The sequence below is a fragment of the Microbispora sp. NPDC049633 genome (genome assembly GCF_040675265.1).
Lineage (GTDB): Bacteria > Actinomycetota > Actinomycetes > Streptosporangiales > Streptosporangiaceae > Microbispora > Microbispora maris.
In genome coordinates this window covers 1-18,243 of sequence record NZ_JBFAOO010000147.1, presented here as the reverse complement: position 1 = coordinate 18,243, position 18,243 = coordinate 1, and the positions used below count along the sequence as shown (strand labels likewise).

The window sequence follows — 18,243 nt, the reverse complement described above, 5'->3', positions numbered from 1 at the left end:
GACGAACTGGAGGACGGCCTGAGCGCGGTCGCCGCGCCCGTCCGGGGTGCGGACGGCTCCGTCGTCGCCTCGCTCAGCGCGTCCGGCCCGACCTTCCGGATGCCCGAAAAGGCCGTCCCTGCCGTAGCGGAGCAGGTCATGGCGGCGGCTGACGAGGTATCTGCCCGAATGGGATGGTTTGGGTCAGCAGTGTAAAAAAGGCGCACAAGCCTTGACTCTCCGCGAGTGTCGGGTCGATTCTGTTCCTCGATAAGCAAACAGGTGCGTAATACGCAACGGATGCGCGCTTGCTTTGTCGTGGCGACCGGAAGGCCCTGCCTGTGGCAGACCTCTACATCGGTGGCGTCTGCATCGACGCTGTCGCAGGCGGACGTCAAGGAGTGTGAGGTGTCATGACCGTATCCTCTGTGGCCGAGCAGGAGAGTCCGGCGAGCGCGCCGGACGGCGACAGGCCCACGGTCCTCGACGTACGCGGCCTGTGGAAGGTCTTCGGGCAGCGCGCCGACCGCGTCGTCGGCACGCCGCTGGCCACGCTCGACCGTGCGGAGCTGAAACGGACGACCGGGTGCGTGGCAGCGGTGCGGGACGTCTCCTTCTCGGTGTGCCGGGGTGAGGTCTTCGTCGTCATGGGCCTGTCCGGCTCGGGCAAGTCGACGCTCGTACGCTGCCTGAACCGGCTGGTCGAGCCCACGGCGGGCGAGGTCCTGCTCGACGGTGAGAACGTGCTCGGCTACGCCGGCAGACGCCTTCGCGACCTGCGCCGCCACCGCTTCGGCATGGTGTTCCAGCACTTCGGCCTGCTGCCGCACCGGCGGGTCCTGAACAACGTGGCCTTCGGCCTGGAGATCAGGGGCGTGAAGAAGGCCGACCGCCTGGCCCGGGCCCAGGAGGTGCTCGAACTGGTGGGCCTCGCCGGGTTCGAGGGCTCCTATCCCGACCAGCTCTCCGGCGGCATGCAGCAGCGGGTCGGCCTGGCCCGCGCCCTCGCCGTGGACCCCGAGGTGCTGTTCTTCGACGAGCCGTTCTCCGCGCTCGACCCGCTGATCCGGCGCGAGATGCAGAACGAGGTCATCCGCCTGCACCACGAGGTGGGCAAGACAATGATCTTCATCACCCACGACCTCGGCGAGGCGCTCAAGCTGGGCGACCGCATCCTCATCATGCGGGACGGCGAACTCGTGCAGACGGGCACCCCGGACGAGGTGGTCGGCGCCCCGGCCGACGACTACGTGCGGGACTTCGTCAGCGACGTCCCCCGGTCCGACGTCCTCACGCTGCGCTGGATCATGCGCGACGCCGCTCCGGACGACCCTCTCGACGGGCCGGAGCTGAGCCCGGACACCGTCATCCGCGACGCGGCGCGCACGGTCCTGTCCGCCGGGCGCCCGGTCAAGGTCGTGCGCGACGGCGACCTGCTCGGCGTGGTGACCCCGGCGGAGGTCCTGGAAGTCATCGCCGGTGCGGGCGGGCAGAGCTGATGGTGGCCCTCAGCGCGCCGGTGACGCGCCGGTTCCCCTCACGTGCGTACGTCACGGGCGCGATCGTGGTCGCCTGGATCGTGCTGTGGGTGGTGCTGAACGGCCGCGACACCCTGCCGCTGGGCGGCGCGCAGCTCACGCCCCTGCACAACCGGCTCGGCGAGGCCGCCGACGCGATCGACGCGAACCGCGACAGCAACCCGCTGTTCCTCTACTTCGTCAACTACATCCGGCTCTTCCTCGACGACGCGGTGACGTTCGTCCAGGCCCTGATCAGTCAGCCGTCCTTCGGCCGCCCCGTGCCGCTCGTCGGCTGGCTCGGCGTGACCGGCGTCGCCACCGCGATCGCCTACCTCTTCGGCAACCGCAAGGTCGCCGTGCTGACGGCGGCCGGGTTCGCGTCGTTCGGTCTGCTCGGGCTGTGGGAGGAGAGCATGGACACGCTCGCCCTCACCCTGACGGCCGTCGCGCTGTCGCTCGCGGCCGGCATCCCGCTCGGGATCTGGGCGGGGCTCAGCGACCGCTTCAACCGGATCGTCACGCCGGTGCTGGACTTCATGCAGACCATGCCGACGTTCGTCTACCTGGCCCCGCTCACGCTCTTCTTCCTGATCGGGCCGGCCAGCGCCACCGTCGCGACGATGATCTATGCCGTCCCGCCCGCGATCCGGCTCACCGCCCACGGCATCAGGCAGACCCCGCCGGCCACGCTGGAGGCCGCCGACTCCCTCGGCGCCACGGGCGGCCAGGCGCTGCGCAAGGTGCGGCTGCCGCTGGCCAAGCGGACGATCGTGGTCGGGATCAACCAGACCATCATGGCCGCCCTGTCCATGGCGACGATCGCCGCGCTGATCGACGCGCCCGGCCTCGGCAAGACCGTGCTCAAGGCGCTGCAGACGCTCGACGTGGGCACCGCGTTCAACGCCGGACTGGCCATCGTGATCATGGCGATCGTGCTCGACCGGGTGACCTCGGCCGCCGGCCGCCGGGTGGAGACCGTCCACCGCGCCGGGCGTCCGGGCGGGTCGCGGCTGCGCCGGGTGGAGACCGCGGTGACCGCGGCCGTGGCCGTCGTGCTCGTCTACCTCTCCTACACCTACGTCTGGGCCGCGGAGTTCCCCGGCGGGGCGGACCTCGGCTCGTACGTGCGGCGCGGCGCGGACGCCGCCAGCACGTGGGCGCAGGACACGCTGGTCGCCTACACGAACGGGCTGAAGAACGTCATCACCTACGCCCTGCTCAACCCGTTCGAGGCGTTGCTCGCCCGGTCGCCCTGGTGGCTGGTCGCCGTGGTGGCGGTGGCCCTCGCGCTGCTGCTCGCGGGCGTGCGCGCGGCGATCACCGCCGCGGTGGGCTGCGCGCTGCTCGTCGCGCTCGGCCTGTGGCACGACAGCATGGTCACGCTGGCCACCACGCTGGTCGCGACCCTTCTCGTGATGGTCCTCGGGGTGATCCTCGGGGTGTGGATGGGACGCAGCGACCGGGCCGACCGCGTGCTGCGGCCGGTGCTCGACGCCGGCCAGACCATGCCGGCGTTCGTCTACCTGGTGCCGATCCTCGGACTGTTCGGCGCCACCCGGTTCACCGCCATCATCGCGGCCGTCGTGTTCGCCGCGCCGGTGTCGGTGAAGCTGGTCGCCGAGGGCGTCCGCGGGGTGCCGCACACGGCGGTGGAGGCGGCGACGGCCGGCGGCGCGAGCGCCTGGCAGCTCATCTCCAAGGTGCAGTTGCCCATGGCCCGCGCCGGTATCACGCTCGCGGCCAGCCAGGGCCTCATCTACGTGCTGTCGATGGTCGTCGTCGGCGGCCTCGTCGGCGCCGGCGCGCTGGGATACGACGTCGTCGCCGGATTCTCCCAGCACCAGCTGCGCGGCAAGGGCCTGGCCGCGGGGCTCGCCATCGTCGTACTCGGAATCATGCTCGACCGGATCATGCGGGCCGCCGCCTCGCGGGCCGGGAGCTCTCCGGCTTCCCGATGAACCTGTAACACCCCCACAGGAGGACCAACGTGGCAGTGACAAGGAACTATGGGCCGCGCGCGCTCGCGCTCGTGGCCGGCGCAGGCCTCCTGCTCTCCGGCTGCGCAGGCGCGAAGGTCGGGGAGACGCAGGCGGCCTCCGACGGCAAGGGCGGCTGCGGCACCGTCAACCTGGCGATCAACCCGTGGGTCGGCTACGAGGCCAACGCCGCCGTGATCGCGTACGTGGCGGAGAAGGAACTGGGGTGCACGGTCGTCAAGAAGGACCTCAAGGAGGAGGTCGCCTGGCAGGGCTTCGGCACCGGCGAGGTGGACGCCGTCGTGGAGAACTGGGGTCACGACGACCTGAAGAAGAAGTACATCGACGAGCAGAAGACCGCCGTGCCGGCGGGCGTCACCGGCAACAAGGGCGTCATCGGCTGGTTCGTGCCGCCGTGGATGGCGGAGAAGTACCCCGACATCACCGACTGGAAGAACCTCAACAAGTACGCCGACCTGTTCAAGACGTCCGAGTCGGGCGGCAAGGGCCAGATGCTCGACGGCGACCCGTCCTTCGTCACCAACGACGAGGCGCTGGTCAAGAACCTCGACCTGAACTACAAGGTGGTCTACGCCGGCAGTGAGGCGGCTCTGATCACGGCCTTCCGCCAGGCGGAGAAGCGGAAGACGCCGCTGCTCGGCTATTTCTACGACCCGCAGTGGTTCATGTCCGAGGTCAAGCTGGTCAAGGTCAACCTGCCCGAGTACACCGAGGGCTGCGACGCCGACGCCGAGAAGGTGGCGTGCGACTACCCCGTCTACGACCTCGACAAGATCGTGAGCAAGAAGTTCGCCGACTCCGGCAGCCCGGCCTACCAGCTCGTCAAGAACTTCACCTGGACCAACGACGACCAGAACCTCGTGGCCAAGTACATCTCCGAGGACAAGATGTCCGCCGAGGACGCGGCCGCCAAATGGGTCAAGGACAACCCCGACAAGGTGAAGGCCTGGCTGCCCCAGGGCTGACTTCCGCTTCACCCGCGCGGCCGCTCCTCTCCGGGAACCCAGTCCCGCCCGGGAGGGAGCGCCGTCACCGGAGGTCCCGGCCAGGTCCGGCACCTCACTCCGTGCCCGGTGCCGATCGTCCCCCTGGATCGGCACCGGGCACGGTTTTGTCCTGTTTTTGACGCTTGACACCCGCACGGTGACGCGTCACGCTTGTTGCGTTAAGCGCATAACGTTGCGGATTATGCAACATCGGAGGTGGGTATGACGGGCCCGCGCGTCGTCATCATCGGAGCAGGCGTCGTCGGTGCGGCGCTCGCCGACGAACTGTCACTCCGAGGCTGGACGGACGTCACGGTGGTCGACCAGGGCCCGGTGCCCGCGACCGGAGGCTCCTCCTCGCACGCGCCGGGGCTGGTCTTCCAGATCAACGGCTCGAAGACCATGACCGAGATGGCGCGCTACACCGTCGAGAAGTTCTGCTCCCTCGACCTCGACGGCGAGCCCTGCTTCCTCCAGGTCGGCGGCCTGGAGGTCGCGACCAGCCCGGAACGGCTCGCCGAGCTGCACCGCAGGCACGGCTGGGCCACGTCCTGGGGCGTCGAGGCGCGGCTGCTCACCCCCGCCGAATGCGCCGAACTCTTCCCCCTGCTCGACCCCGGCGTCGTGCTCGGCGGTCTGCACATCCCCGCCGACGGCGTCGCCAAGGCCGTACGCGCGGTCGAGGCGCAGCTCAGGCGTGCCCGGTCCCGTGGCGTACGGGTGCTGGAGCGGCACGAGGTGCTCGACGTCCGCACCGAGGACGGCCGGGTCGTGGGCGTGGTGACCGACCAGGGTGAGATCCCCGCCGACGTCGTGGTCTGCTGCGCGGGCATCTGGGGGCCGAAGGTCGCCGGAATGGTCGGCATGCCGCTGCCGCTGACCCCGCTCGCGCACCAGCTCGCCTGGACCGGCCAGGTGCCCGACCTCGCCGGACGCGAGGAGGAGGCGACGCTGCCGATCCTGCGGCACCAGGACGCCGACCTCTACTACCGTCAGCGGTTCGACGGCGTCGGCATCGGCTACTACGGGCACCGCCCGATGCCGATCAAGCCCGAGGACCTGCTGCCGGTGGACGAGGCCGAGGTCATGCCGTCGGTGCTGACGTTCACGCCGGAGGACTTCGAGGACGCCTGGACCGAGACCCAGCGGCTGCTGCCCGGCACCCGCGCCGCGAAGATCGACGAGGGCATCAACGGGCTGTTCTCCTTCACTCAGGACCACATGCCGCTGATGGGCGAGTCCCCGGACGTGAAGGGCTTCTGGGTCGCCGAGGCGGTCTGGGTTACCCACTCCGCGGGCGTCGGCAAGGCCATGGCCGAGTGGCTCGTCGACGGCCACTGCTCGTCCTTCGACCTGCACGAGTGCGACGTCAACCGGTTCGAGCCGCACCAGCTCGCGCCCGACTACGTGCTGGCCCGCGACTGCCGGAACTTCGTCGAGGTCTACGACATCATCCACCCGCTCCAGCCGATGGAGGAGCCGCGGCCGCTGCGCCTGAGCCCCTTCCACACGCGGCAGCGCGAGCTGGACGCCTTCTTCCTGGAGGCCGTCGGCTACGAGCGGCCCCAGTGGTACGGCGCCAACGCCCGCCTGCTGGAGGGCCGCGACATCCCCACGCCCGGCGACTGGGCGGCGCGCTACTGGTCGCCGATCGTCGGCGCGGAGGCCCAGGCGTCCCGCGAGTCCGTCGCGCTCTACGACATGACCGCGCTGAAGCGGCTGGAGGTCGCGGGCCCCGGCGCCCTGGCCTTCCTGCAGCGGCTGACGACCGGCCAGATGGACAAGTCGGTCGGCTCGGTGACCTACTGCCTGCTGCTCGACACCGACGGCGGCATCCGCAGCGACGTGACCGTCGCCCGGCTGGGCCGCGACGTGTTCCAGGTCGGCGCCAACGGCAACCTCGACCTCGACTGGTTCCACCGCCACCTGCCCGCGGACGGCTCGGTGATGGTCCGCGACATCACGGCCGGCACCTGCTGCCTCGGCGTCTGGGGGCCCCGCGCCCGCGACCTCGTCCAGCCGCTGACCGACGCCGACTTCTCCAACCAGGGCTTCCGCTACTTCCGGGCGAAGAAGGCGTACATCGGCACGGTGCCGGTCACCGCGCTGCGGCTGTCGTACATCGGCGAGCTGGGCTGGGAGCTCTACACCACCGCCGACCTGGGCGCCAAGCTGTGGGACACGCTCTGGGAGGCCGGGCAGCGGCACGACATCATCGCCGGCGGGCGCGGCGCCTTCGCGAGCCTGCGGCTGGAGAAGGGCTACCGGTCCTTCGGCGCCGACATGACCTTCGAGCACGACCCGTACGAGGCGGGGCTCGGGTTCGCGGTGAAGCCGGACAAGGGCGACTTCATCGGCCGTGAGGCGCTGGAACGGCGCAAGGAGAACGTGCGCCGCCGCCTCGCCTGCTTGACCATCGACGACCCCGCCTCTGTGGTCATGGGCAAGGAGCCGGTGTACGACGGCGAGAGCGCCGTCGGCTACGTCACCAGCGCGGCCTTCGGCTACACGATCGGCAAGGGCATCGCCTACGCTTGGCTGCCCGCCGAGCTGGCCACGCCGGGACGCACGCTGGAGATCGGCTACTTCGACCGGCGGGTGACCGCCGTGGTCGCCGAGGAGCCCCTGTTCGACCCCGCCATGGAACGCCTGCGCAGCTAGTGAGGACTGAAGTGAACGATTCGGTGATGGACGCGCCGCTCGCCGAGGCCGACCCGGAGGTGGCGGCGGCGATCGGCGAGGAGACCCGCCGCCAGCGGTCCACCCTGGAGATGATCGCGTCGGAGAACTTCGCGCCCGTGTCGGTGATGCAGGCGCAGGGCTCGGTGCTCACCAACAAGTACGCCGAGGGCTACCCGGGCAGGCGCTACTACGGCGGCTGCGAGCACGTCGACGTGATCGAGCGGCTGGCGATCGACCGGGTCAAGGCGCTGTTCGGCGCCGAGGCCGCCAACGTGCAGCCCCACTCGGGGGCGCAGGCCAACGCGGCGGCGATGTCCGCGCTGCTGGAGCCGGGTGACACGATCCTCGGCCTCGACCTCGCGCACGGCGGCCACCTCACCCACGGCATGCGGATCAACTTCTCCGGCCGGCTCTACAACGTCGTGCCCTACCACGTGCGCGAGAGCGACAGCCTCGTGGACCTGGACGAGGTCGAGCGGCTCGCCCGCGAGCACCGGCCCAAGCTGATCATCGCGGGCTGGTCGGCCTACCCCCGTCACCTCGACTTCGCCGCGTTCCGGCGGATCGCCGACGAGGTCGGGGCGTACCTGATGGTGGACATGGCGCACTTCGCCGGGCTGGTCGCGGCGGGGCTGCACCCGTCGCCCGTCCCGCACGCGCACGTCGTCACCACGACCACGCACAAGACGCTCGGCGGGCCCAGGGGCGGGGTCATCCTGTCCACCGAGGACCTGGCCAAGAAGATCAACTCGTCGGTGTTCCCGGGGCAGCAGGGCGGCCCGCTGGAGCACGTCATCGCGGCCAAGGCGGTCGCGTTCAAGATCGCGGCGGGGGAGTGGTTCCGCGACCGGCAGCGCCGCACGCTGGAGGGCGCGCGGGTCCTCGCCGACCGGCTGCTCGCCCCCGACGCCGCCGAGGCGGGCGTACGCGTGCTGTCCGGCGGGACGGACGTCCACCTGGTGCTGGTCGACCTGCGCGAATCCGAACTGGACGGCCGTCAGGCCGAGGACCGGCTCCACGAGGCCGGGATCACGGTCAACCGCAACGCGGTGCCGTTCGACCCCCGGCCCCCGATGGTCACCTCCGGGTTGCGGATCGGCACCCCGGCCCTGGCCACCCGGGGCTTCGCCCGCCCCGAGTTCGAGGAGGTCTCCGACGTGATCGCACGGGTGCTCCAGCCCGAAGCCGACCTGGTCGCGCTGCGCGCCCGGGTCGAGGCCCTCGCCGCCAAGCACCCGCTCTACCCCGGCCTGAACGGGGAGGCCCGATGAGCCCCCGCACTCGCACCACCGAACCACCGGGAGCCGACCTGCCCGACCACCCCGACCGGTTGTGGCGCTCGGCCGAGCCCAAGCGCGCGTACGACGTGGTGATCGTCGGCGGCGGCGGCCACGGCCTGGCAACGGCCTACTACCTGGCCAAGAACCACGGGATCACGAACGTCGCGGTGCTGGAGCGCGGCTGGCTCGCGGGCGGCAACATGGCCCGCAACACCACCATCATCCGGTCCAACTACCTGTGGGACGAGAGCGCGGGCATCTACGAGCACGCGCTGAAGCTGTGGGAGGGGCTGGAGGAGGACCTCGGCTACCCGCTGCTGTTCAGCCAGCGCGGCGTGCTCAACCTCGCGCACAGCCTGCAGGACGTGCGCGACAGCGTGCGCCGGGTCAACGCCAACCGGCTCAACGGCGTGGACGCCGAGTGGCTGACGCCGGAGCAGGTCAAGGAGGTCTGCCCGATCGTCGACGTCTCGCCCGACGTGCGCTATCCCGTGCTCGGCGGCACCTACCAGCCGCGGGCCGGCATCGCCAAGCACGACTACGTGGCGTGGGGCTTCGCTAAGGCCGCGGCCGACCTCGGGGTCGACATGATCGAGCACTGCGAGGTGACCGGCCTCGACGTGCGCGACGGCCGGGTGACCGGCGTCCGGACCACCCGCGGCCCGATCGCGGCCGGGAGGGTCGCGCTCGCCGCCGCCGGGCACTCCTCGGTCGTCGCCGGATACGCGGGGGTGTCGCTGCCGCTGCAGAGCCACCCGCTGCAGGCGCTGGTGTCGGAGCTGCTGGAGCCGGTGCACCCCACCGTCGTCATGTCGAACGCGGTCCACGTCTACGTGAGCCAGGCGCACAAGGGCGAGCTGGTCATGGGGGCGGGCATCGACGCGGCGAACTCCTACCGCCAGCGCGGCGCGTTCCACATCATCGAGCGGCAGATGTCGGCCGCGCTGGAGCTGTTCCCGGTCTTCGCCCGGGCGCACGTGCTGCGGACCTGGGGCGGCGTGGTGGATGTGACCCCCGACGCCTCGCCGATCGTCGGGCTCACCCCCGTCGAGGACCTGTACGTCAACTGCGGCTGGGGCACCGGCGGGTTCAAGGCCACCCCGGGCGTCGGCTGGTGCTACGCCCACACGGTCGCCACCGGCGAGCCGCACCCGCTCAACGCCCCCTTCTCCCTCGAGCGGTTCACCACAGGAAAGCTCGTCGACGAGCACGGCGCCGCCGCCGTCGCGCACTAGTACGGAGTCGAAATGCTGCTGATTCCCTGCCCGTGGTGCGGGCCGCGGGACGAGGCCGAGTTCCACTACGGGGGGCAGGCCCACGTGGCCTATCCGGAGGACCCGGCCGCCCTGTCCGACGAGGAGTGGGCCCGCTACCTGTTCTTCCGCGACAACCCCAAGGGCCTGTTCGCGGAGCGATGGAGCCACACCGCCGGGTGCCGCCGCTGGTTCAACGCCGTACGCGACACCGCCACCAACGAGATCCACGCCGTCTACCGCGTGGGCGAGCCGCGGCCGGTGATCGCATGAGCGAGCGAAGCGAGCATATGAGCGGCGCGCAACCGTTCCGCCGCGAGGGGGCGACGGGCAGGACGCTGCGCTTCCGGTTCGACGGCCGGGAGTACGAGGGCCTGGAGGGCGACACGCTGGCCTCGGCGCTGCTGGCCAACGGCGTGCGCGCGGTGGCGAGCAGCATCAAGCTCGGCCGCCCGCGCGGCGTCTACGCCGCGGGCTGCGAGGAGCCGAACGCGCTCGTCCAGATCGAGGAGCCCTTCCCCGAGCCCATGCTCCAGGCGACGACCGTCGAACTGTACGACGGCCTGGTCGCCACGGGCCTGCCGGGACAGGGCAGGCTGGCCGACCGCCCCGACCCGGCGCGCTACGACGCCGTGCACGCCCACTGCGACGTGCTCGTCGTGGGAGCGGGACCGGCGGGCATCGCCGCCGCGGGCGTGGCCGCCCGGGCCGGCGCCCGGGTGATCCTGGCCGACGAGCGGCCCGAGCCGGGCGGCAGCCTGCTCGGCACGACCGAGAGGCTGGACGGCAGGCCGGGCCGCGAGTGGGCGGCCGAGGAGGTCGCCGCGCTGGCCGCCCTGCCGGAGGTGCGCGTGCTCCGCCGCACCACGGTGCTCGGTCACTATGACGACAACTACCTCGTCGCGGTGGAGCGCCGGACGAACCACCTGGGCGCCGCGGCCCCCGCCGAGATGGCGCGCGAGCGGGTCTGGCGCATCCGGGCCAAGCGGGTGGTGCTGGCGACCGGCGGTCACGAGCGGTTCGTCGCCTTCGCCGGGAACGACCTGCCTGGCGTGATGCTGGCCGGCGCGGCCCGCACGTACGCGAACCGGTACCGGGTCCTGCCCGGGCGCCGGGCGGTGGTGTTCACCACCAACGACAGCGCGTACGCCGCGGCGCTCGACCTCGCCGACGCCGGGGTGGAGATCGCCGCGATCGCCGACGTACGGCAGGCCCCCGGCGAGGCGTGGGCGGCGCGCTGCGCCGAGCGCGGGATCGAGGTCCTGACCGGCCACGTGGTCACCGCCGCCAAGGGCGAGGGCGAGGTGTCCTCGGCCGAGGTCGCTCCGCGAGAGGGTGGCCAGACCCGGGAGATCCCCGCCGACCTGCTGCTCGTGTCCGGCGGCTGGACGCCGGTGGTGCACCTGTTCAGCCAGTCGGGCGGCACGCTGCGCTACGACGAGGAGTTGGGCGCGTTCACGCCCGGCGAGTCCCGCCAGGCGGTCGAGGCCGCCGGCTTCGCCCGGGGCGTGACGACGCTGCGCGGCTGCCTGGAGGACGGCGCCGAGGCGGGCCGCCGCGCGCTGTCGGCCGCCGGGTTCGCGGTGCCGTCCGGGACGGCTGTGCCGTCCACACCAGTTGTGCCGGCCGCCGGCGAGGAGCCTCCCGCCGCGCCCGCCGAGCACCTGTGGCTCGTCGAGGCCCCAGGAGACGACGGTGACTACGGTGCGCACTTCGTGGACCTGCAACGGGACGTGACCGTGGCGGAGGTGCTGCGCGCGGTCGGCGCCGGCCTCGGCTCGGTCGAGCACGTCAAGCGCTACACCACGGCGGGCACGGCGCACGACCAGGGCAAGACGTCCGGGCTGCTGACCGGCGGCGTCGTGGCGCACGCCCTCGGCGTCGACGTCGCCGAGCTCGGGACCACGACGTTCCGCGCGCCGTACACGCCGGTCTCGTTCGCCGCGCTGGCGGGCCGGGACCGGGGGCCGCTGCACGACCCGGTCCGCGTCACCGCGCCGCACGAGTGGCACGTTGCGCGCGGGGCGCTGTTCGAGAACGTCGGGCAGTGGAAGCGGCCCTGGTACTACCCCCGGCCGGGTGAGGACATGGAGGCCGCCGTGCTGCGCGAGTGCCGGGCGGCGCGCGAGGACGTGGCGGCGATGGACGCCTCCACGCTCGGGAAGATCGACGTGGTCGGTCCCGACGCGGCCGTGCTCCTCGACCGGCTCTACACGAACATGATGAGCACGCTCAAGGTCGGGTTCATCCGCTACGGCGTGATGTGCCGCGCCGACGGCATGGTCTTCGACGACGGCACCGTCATCCGCCTGGCGGACGACCGCTTCCTCGTCACCACGACCACCGGCAACGCGGCGGCGGTGCTCGACTGGATGGAGGAGTGGCTGCAGACCGAGTGGCCGGACCTGCGGGTGCACTGCACCTCGGTCACCGAGCAGTGGGCGACCGTGGCGCTCGTCGGGCCGCGCTCCCGCGAGGTGCTGGCGCGGCTCGCCCCGGGTCTGGCGGTGGACAACGACAGCTTCCCGTTCATGACCTGGCGGGACGCCGAGGTCGCCGGGATCGGGGCGCGGGTCTGCCGGATCAGCTTCTCCGGCGAACTGGCCTACGAGATCAACGTGCCCTCCTGGTACGGCCTCGCCCTGTGGGAGGCGGTCATGGCGTCCGGCGAGGTCACGCCGTACGGGACCGAGACCATGCACGTCCTGCGCGCCGAGAAGGGGTTCCCCATCGTCGGCCAGGACACCGACGGCACGGTCACCCCGCAGGACCTCGGCATGGAGTGGGTCGTCTCCAAGAAGAAGGCCGACTTCGTCGGCAAGCGGTCCTTCGCCCGGGCCGACACCTCCAGGCCTGACCGCAAGCACCTGGTCGGCCTGCTGCCCGAGGACCCCGCCGTGCTGCTGCCCGAGGGCGCCCACCTCGTGGAGACGTCGTCGCTGCCCGAGCCTCCGGTGCCGACGCTCGGCTTCGTCACCTCCAGCTACCGCAGCGCCGCGCTCGGCCGTACGTTCGCGCTAGCGCTGGTGAGCGGCGGGCGCGAACGGACCGGCGAACGGCTGTACGCGCCGGTCGGCGCGGACCTGGTGCCCGTCACCGTGACCTCCCACGTCCTGTACGACCCGGAAGGAGCGCGCCGCGATGGCTGAACGCAGGAGTCCGGCCGCGGCGTTCGCGGCGAGGTTCGAGGCGGCGAGCGCGGGCGGCGGCCTGCGCCTGGCCGAGGCCCCCTTCCTGACCCAGATCGACCTCCGGGTGGAGCCCAAGAGCCCGGCGGCCGAGCAAATCGGGACCGCGATCGGCGTGCCGCTGCCGTTGGAGCCGGGCACGGCTGTGCGCGGCGGGGACCTGACCGTGCTGTGGCTGGGGCCGGACGAGTGGCTGGTGCTCGGCCCGGACGGCGCCGCCCCGGAACTGGTGGAGCGGCTCACCGAGGCGGCGGCCGGCGAGCACGTGTCGGTCGTCGACGTGTCGGCGCAGCGCACCACCCTGGTGGTCGCCGGGGAGCGGGCGCGGGACGTGCTGGCCCACGGCTGCGCCCTGGACCTGCATCCCCGGGTGTTCGGCCCGGGCCGGTGCGCCCAGACCACGCTCGCCAGGGCGGGCGTCGTCCTGGTCGCGGACGAGGACGGCTTCCGGGTGCTGATCCGCTCGTCCTTCGCCGCGTACGTCGCGGAGTGGCTGCTCGACGCGTCCGTCGAGTACGTCACGCCCCCGGCCGGGGAGGCCGCCCCGGCCTGACGACGGGTGGTTGTCCAGCCGGTGAGGCACGTGACATACCATCGAGGGCGCTCGTAAGGAGGGCCGTCCGCACCCCGGTGGGAGATCATGTTCCGCACGCTGATGAAGTCGAAGATCCATCGCGCCACCGTCACGCAGGCCGATCTGCACTACGTCGGCTCGGTGACGATCGACGCGGACCTGATGGCCGAGGCCGACCTCGTCGAGGGTGAGAAGGTCGACATCGTCGACATCGACAACGGCAACCGCCTGTCCACGTACGTCATCGAGGGCCCGGCGGGCTCCGGCGTCATCGGCATCAACGGCGCCGCCGCCCGCCTCATCTCGGTCGGCGACCTCGTGATCATCATCGCGTACGCGCTGGTCGCCGAGGAGGAGGTCAAGGCGCTGAAGCCGCGCGTCGTCTTCGTCGACCGCGACAACAGGCCGCTGCACGTGGGCGACGACCCCGCCGCCGTCCCCGACGGCATGGGCCTGGTCCCCGGCGACCTCGCCCCGCCCGCCCTTCCCTGACCCGCCCGCCGCGTCCTGACCCGCCCGCCGCGTCCTGACCCGCCCGTAGGCCGGGCGGGCCCGAAGGCGAACGCCGGTGGGCGGGCCCGCGGACACCGTGCAGAATAAAAGCCATATCTCTGGTGAAATGGACAAATAGTCAACGGTGCGGGCGGCGTGGCCGGAAAGATCTGAATATCGGAGCGAATGCTGCCTTGACTTGCGCGTGACCAGCGGTTCTCATGAAATTGGAATCGCCGGAAGAGAGGAACGCGTCATGGCCGGGGAAGACGACAAAGTCAGCATAGAAGTCTCGGGCGAGGAGCTGCGTGCTCTTTCCATGGACAATCTCCGTGAACTGCAGGACCGGTTCGGGCTCGAAATCTCCATCCACAGCACCCGCAAAGCGGTCGACACCATCCTGCGCGACATCGGCCGCGAGGGCGTCGGGCTGACCGCGGAGTTCACCCGCGGGTTCGACCGCACGTCGCCCGGCTACGACCGCTACTACAACCGGGACATCCCCACCTCGCTCCCGGCCGAGGACATCGTCCTGCCGCCCGTGCAGCCCTGAGCCCGGCATGCCGACGGAGACGGCCGGGGGACGGATCGTCCCCGACTACCTGCTGCTCAAGCTGGCCAGCCGGTGCAACATCAATTGCGATTACTGCTACTGGTTCCGCGACTCGTCGGTTTACGAACGACCGCCGCTCCTCACGGAGGAAGCGGAGCGGGCATTGCTGCGCCGGCTGGCCGAGCACATCACCGAATACAAGCTGCGGCGTTTCTCGATCCTTTTCCACGGAGGTGAGCCGCTGCTTTTCGGGAAGCGTCGGTCCACAGCGTTGTTCGAGGCGTTGCGGGAACTGGAGTACGACACCGGAATCCAGTTGAAGCTCAGTATGACCACCAACGGCCTGCTGCTGGACGACGAATGGGCGCGGATCCTGTGCGAGAACGAGATCCACGTCACGATCAGCATCGACGGCCCGCCGCAGGTGCACGACCTGCGGCGCAGGGACTTCCGCGGCTTCGGGACGCATGCGGCGGTGCTGCGCGCCTTCGACGTGATGCGCCGGCACGGCGTCTCACCCGGCGCCCTGGCGGTCTGCGATCCCGCCAGCGATCCGGCGGCCGTCCTGCACTACTTCCTCGGCGACCTCGAGGCCGACGTGGACATCCTGGTCCCCGACGCCACCCATGAGGACACGCCCGCCTCGATCGCGCCGTTCTACTGCGGCCTGTTCGACGTCTGGTACGACGAGTACGCCGACCGCGGCGTCACCGTGCGCTTCCTGTCCAGCCTGGTCAAGGGCCTACTCGGGATGTCCAGCAGGTCGGAGTCGATCGGGTATGGCCAGATCACGACGATGACGATGCTGACCGACGGCGGCCTGGAGGCGCTGGACGTGCTGCGCACCTCCCGGCAGGCGATCACGAAGAGCGCGCTGAACGTCATCCACGATCCGCTGGTGGCCATCAACGACGACCCCATGTGGCAGGAGATCCGCCACGCCTCGACCAACCTGGCCGACGTGTGCCGGCGGTGCGCCTACCGGTTCGCCTGCGGCGGCGGTCACATCGCCTCGCGCTGGTCGCCGGATCGGCGTTACGACAATCCCAGTGTCTACTGCGATGACTACAAGGTGATCCTCGGCCATATCTGGAGGCGCATGGGCCCCGATCTGCACGTGCAGTTGAAGGACCACAGCCGGGTGCCGTTGCTGGAAGTGATCAGATGACCGGACTGCTGCTCGACGGGACCGAGGTGCGGACCGATCCCTTCCTCCACGCCACCGTCGCCCGGGTTTTCGCCGACGAGCTCGCCAAGGCGCTCACCCGAGAACTGCTCAGCCTGCGGCAGTGGAACCTGCATCGCGGCCGTTTCTTCGAGCAGTACGAGAGCGACCTGCTGCGGCACCGCCCCACGCGCGGCCTGCTCGGCCCGGACCTGATCGACCGGCTGCGGGAGTGGGCCGCCGATCTGCTGACGGTGGACCTGACCGACCGGGTGCAGGTCGTCGCCCACCGGCTCGTGGCGGGCCAGGGCATAGGACTGCACAACGACGCCCCGGACGCCGATGACGAGACGCACCGCCTGGTGGTCCACCTGGGCACCGGGTATCAGGACGACCACGGCGGGCACCTGGTGCTGTTCAGCGAGCCGAGCATCGAGGCGGTCGACCGGGTGCTGCGCCCGCTGCCGAACACGGGCATGATCTTCGCTGCCTCGGACGACTCCTTCCACGCGGTCACTCCGGTGCGGGAAGGCGCCCGCTACTCGGTCGTCTTCTCCTTCTGGCAGCGCCGCGACGACCATCCGCACGTGGGCGCCGAACAGATCGCGCATTCCGGGGGCACCCTGGCACAGCACCTTGAGGGCGTTCACGACCTGCTGCGGTGCTGGGGTGCGCCGGAACCGGTCTGCGTCGCCGGTCACCTGCACAGCGTCTACGGGACCGAGCACTTCACGATCGAGGCGGAGGGCGACCCGGCCCGTCGCGACCGGGTCCGCGCCGCGGTGGGGGCCGAGGCGGAACGGCTCGTCTGGCTGTTCTCCGTCTGCTCACGGGCGTCGTTGCCGCAGGCCGCGCTCGGCGCGGACCTGTACGACCACCGCGACGGCAGCGTGGTGCCCGCGACCGGCGACGAACGACGCGCTCTTCTGCTCATCGACCTGGCCGACACCGTCGAACAACTCCCCCGAGTGCCGATCGACGAGGACGGCCTGCATGCGGAGCGGGCACGGTACGAACCCGTCGCCCATCTGCTCCCCGCGCAGGCTGTGGCCGCTCTCGACACCGCTGTCGGCCAGGCGATCGCCGCCCGCAGGCCGGCGCCGTGAGAAGGGCATTGGTCGACGTCCTCGGCGGCGGCACGGCCGACGCCGCGGTGCGTGCGCTGACCGCCGTACACGAAGACCGGGTGCCCCTTCTGGAGCGTGCCTGGGACAGCAGAGCCACCGCCCATCTGCTTCCCGCGCTTCCGCCCGGCGCCGCCTGCGACCCCGATCTCTCCACGGTGAGCCGGGAGCTTCTGGGCTGTCCCGTGCGACGATTGCCGCTGCTCAGTGCCTGGCGCCCGCCCGGACCCGGCCGGCCGGCGTGCATGGTCGCGGCGAGCCACTCTTGGGCGGCCGTCGCCTTCGCGCGGGCCGCACGTCTCGATCCCCGGCCGGCTCATCTCGTGCACATCGACGCGCACGACGACTTCGCACCACCCCCGCCCGGCCGGCTGCCCCCTCTGCGTGACCCCGCCGCCGTCGCCGGCTGGGTGGTCGCCGGCCGGTTCGGCATCGGCAGCTTCATCAGGCCGTTCACCGACGCCGGGATCGTCCGCACCGTCCGGCAGGTGCAGCGCCCGTCGCTGTGCGTCCCACCGGCCCAGGCCGTCGCGGATCCCGGCTGGCTCGACATCGACCTGGACTGCCTGTGCAACGCCTTGGACGACCGCAACCCGGAGCCGCTGATCGGCGAGACCGAGCTGCGCACCCGGCTCGCCGTCATGGCGGGCTACATCCGTGCCGCCTTTCCCGTGCGACCGGCACTGGTGACCGTCGCCCTCTCCCCGGGTTTCTTCCCGGCGGCGTTGTGGCGGGCGGCGCTGACCGGGTTGCAGGAGACGCTCGCCGAGCAGTGGCCGGCCCTGCGCCTGCCGTTCGCGCACTCGTGACGGCCGTCTCGGCGGACGTCTCACGCCGGGCGTGGGCAGCGCGGGTGTCAGAGGAGGGTCATCTGGCCGGAGCCCGCGAGGGGGTCGCGGTGCTTGCGCAGATGCCGCCACTGGGGCAGGTCGTCGAGGTAGGACCACGACAGACGGTGGTGGGGCGTCGGGCCCGTCTCCGCCAGCGCCCGCTGGTGGACGGGGGAGGGATAGCCCGCGTTGGCGGCGAAGCCGTACGCCGGGTGCTCCTCGCCGATCTCCGCCATCAGCCGGTCGCGGTGGACCTTGGCCAGCACCGACGCGGCGGCCACCGACACCGAGCGCTGGTCGGCCTTGACCTCGCACCGCACCCGCCACGGCCGGCCGAGGAAGTCGTGCGCGCCGTCGAGGAGCACCACGTCGGGCCGTAGCGGCAGGGCCTCCAGCGCGCGGCACGCGGCCCGGCGCAGCGCCTCGGTCATGCCGACCTCGTCGATCTCCTCCGGGCCCGACTCGCCGTACGCGTGACAGGTGAGCCAGCCGGGCAGGACCACGGCGAACGCCTCACGCTGCGCCGGGCCGAGCAGCTTGGAGTCGGTCAGCCGGACCGTGCGCTCCCCGCGTCCCGGCAGTTCGGGCGGCGGGCCGAAGGCGGTGACGGCGGCGCAGAC

Annotated in this window: 16 protein-coding genes; 15 read left to right on the top strand and 1 reads right to left on the bottom strand. The window is 71.5% G+C overall.

Features of this window, described 5'->3' with window-relative positions:
* From AB0J39_RS28950 to AB0J39_RS28880, 15 genes are all read left to right on the top strand, one after another.
* A partial coding sequence (locus AB0J39_RS28950; RefSeq protein ID WP_363470214.1) for an IclR family transcriptional regulator C-terminal domain-containing protein occupies positions 1 to 195 on the top strand: 195 nt, incomplete at its 5' end.
* 197 nt (positions 196 to 392) lie between these two features.
* Positions 393 to 1,478: a glycine betaine/L-proline ABC transporter ATP-binding protein gene (locus tag AB0J39_RS28945; RefSeq protein WP_363470212.1), complete on the top strand. Its 1,086-nt coding sequence runs from the start codon at positions 393 to 395 to the stop codon at positions 1,476 to 1,478.
* Positions 1,478 to 3,457 (top strand): ABC transporter permease subunit, encoded by a 1,980-nt coding sequence (locus AB0J39_RS28940; protein ID WP_363470209.1) that lies wholly within the window; start codon positions 1,478 to 1,480, stop codon positions 3,455 to 3,457. The genes AB0J39_RS28945 and AB0J39_RS28940 overlap by 1 nt, the downstream gene beginning before the upstream one ends.
* 29 nt (positions 3,458 to 3,486) lie before the next feature.
* Entirely contained in the window at positions 3,487 to 4,461 is a 975-nt protein-coding gene (locus AB0J39_RS28935; RefSeq protein WP_363470206.1) for an ABC transporter substrate-binding protein, read from the top strand.
* A gap of 243 nt (positions 4,462 to 4,704) precedes the next feature.
* Positions 4,705 to 7,143 carry an FAD-dependent oxidoreductase gene (locus AB0J39_RS28930; RefSeq protein ID WP_363470204.1) on the top strand — a complete coding sequence of 813 codons (2,439 nt, stop codon included), beginning with the start codon at positions 4,705 to 4,707 and terminating at the stop codon, positions 7,141 to 7,143.
* Positions 7,144 to 7,169: 26 nt separating this feature from the next.
* Positions 7,170 to 8,435: a serine hydroxymethyltransferase gene (gene glyA, locus AB0J39_RS28925; RefSeq protein ID WP_363470217.1), complete on the top strand. Its 1,266-nt coding sequence runs from the start codon at positions 7,170 to 7,172 to the stop codon at positions 8,433 to 8,435.
* Positions 8,432 to 9,679 carry a sarcosine oxidase subunit beta family protein gene (locus AB0J39_RS28920; RefSeq protein ID WP_363470201.1) on the top strand — a complete coding sequence of 416 codons (1,248 nt, stop codon included), beginning with the start codon at positions 8,432 to 8,434 and terminating at the stop codon, positions 9,677 to 9,679. The genes glyA and AB0J39_RS28920 overlap by 4 nt, the downstream gene beginning before the upstream one ends.
* A gap of 12 nt (positions 9,680 to 9,691) precedes the next feature.
* Complete coding sequence (locus AB0J39_RS28915) at positions 9,692 to 9,970, top strand: sarcosine oxidase subunit delta (RefSeq protein ID WP_182909220.1); 279 nt, start codon at positions 9,692 to 9,694, stop codon at positions 9,968 to 9,970.
* Positions 9,971 to 9,987: 17 nt separating this feature from the next.
* Entirely contained in the window at positions 9,988 to 12,846 is a 2,859-nt protein-coding gene (locus tag AB0J39_RS28910; protein WP_363470198.1) for a 2Fe-2S iron-sulfur cluster-binding protein, read from the top strand.
* Positions 12,839 to 13,438, top strand: a complete 600-nt coding sequence (locus tag AB0J39_RS28905) for a sarcosine oxidase subunit gamma family protein (RefSeq protein ID WP_363470196.1) — start codon at positions 12,839 to 12,841, stop codon at positions 13,436 to 13,438. Before AB0J39_RS28910 ends, AB0J39_RS28905 begins: the two co-directional genes overlap by 8 nt.
* A gap of 87 nt (positions 13,439 to 13,525) precedes the next feature.
* On the top strand, positions 13,526 to 13,951 hold the full coding sequence (panD, locus tag AB0J39_RS28900; protein WP_363470193.1) for an aspartate 1-decarboxylase: 426 nt from the start codon (positions 13,526 to 13,528) through the stop codon (positions 13,949 to 13,951).
* Positions 13,952 to 14,207: 256 nt separating this feature from the next.
* Positions 14,208 to 14,504, top strand: coding sequence for a hypothetical protein (locus AB0J39_RS28895; RefSeq protein WP_363470191.1), 297 nt, complete (start codon positions 14,208 to 14,210; stop codon positions 14,502 to 14,504).
* A 7-nt stretch (positions 14,505 to 14,511) separates the two neighbouring features.
* Positions 14,512 to 15,672, top strand: coding sequence for a radical SAM protein (locus AB0J39_RS28890; protein ID WP_363470188.1), 1,161 nt, complete (start codon positions 14,512 to 14,514; stop codon positions 15,670 to 15,672).
* Positions 15,669 to 16,775, top strand: a complete 1,107-nt coding sequence (locus AB0J39_RS28885) for a 2OG-Fe(II) oxygenase (protein WP_363470186.1) — start codon at positions 15,669 to 15,671, stop codon at positions 16,773 to 16,775. Before AB0J39_RS28890 ends, AB0J39_RS28885 begins: the two co-directional genes overlap by 4 nt.
* A complete protein-coding gene (locus AB0J39_RS28880; RefSeq protein WP_363470183.1) occupies positions 16,772 to 17,602 on the top strand; it encodes a hypothetical protein in 831 nt (276 codons plus the stop codon). Before AB0J39_RS28885 ends, AB0J39_RS28880 begins: the two co-directional genes overlap by 4 nt.
* Before the next feature lie 47 nt (positions 17,603 to 17,649).
* Here AB0J39_RS28880 and AB0J39_RS28875 read toward each other — a convergent pair.
* On the bottom strand, positions 17,650 to 18,243 hold a 594-nt coding region (locus tag AB0J39_RS28875), incomplete at its 5' end, for a ribonuclease HII (RefSeq protein WP_363470180.1).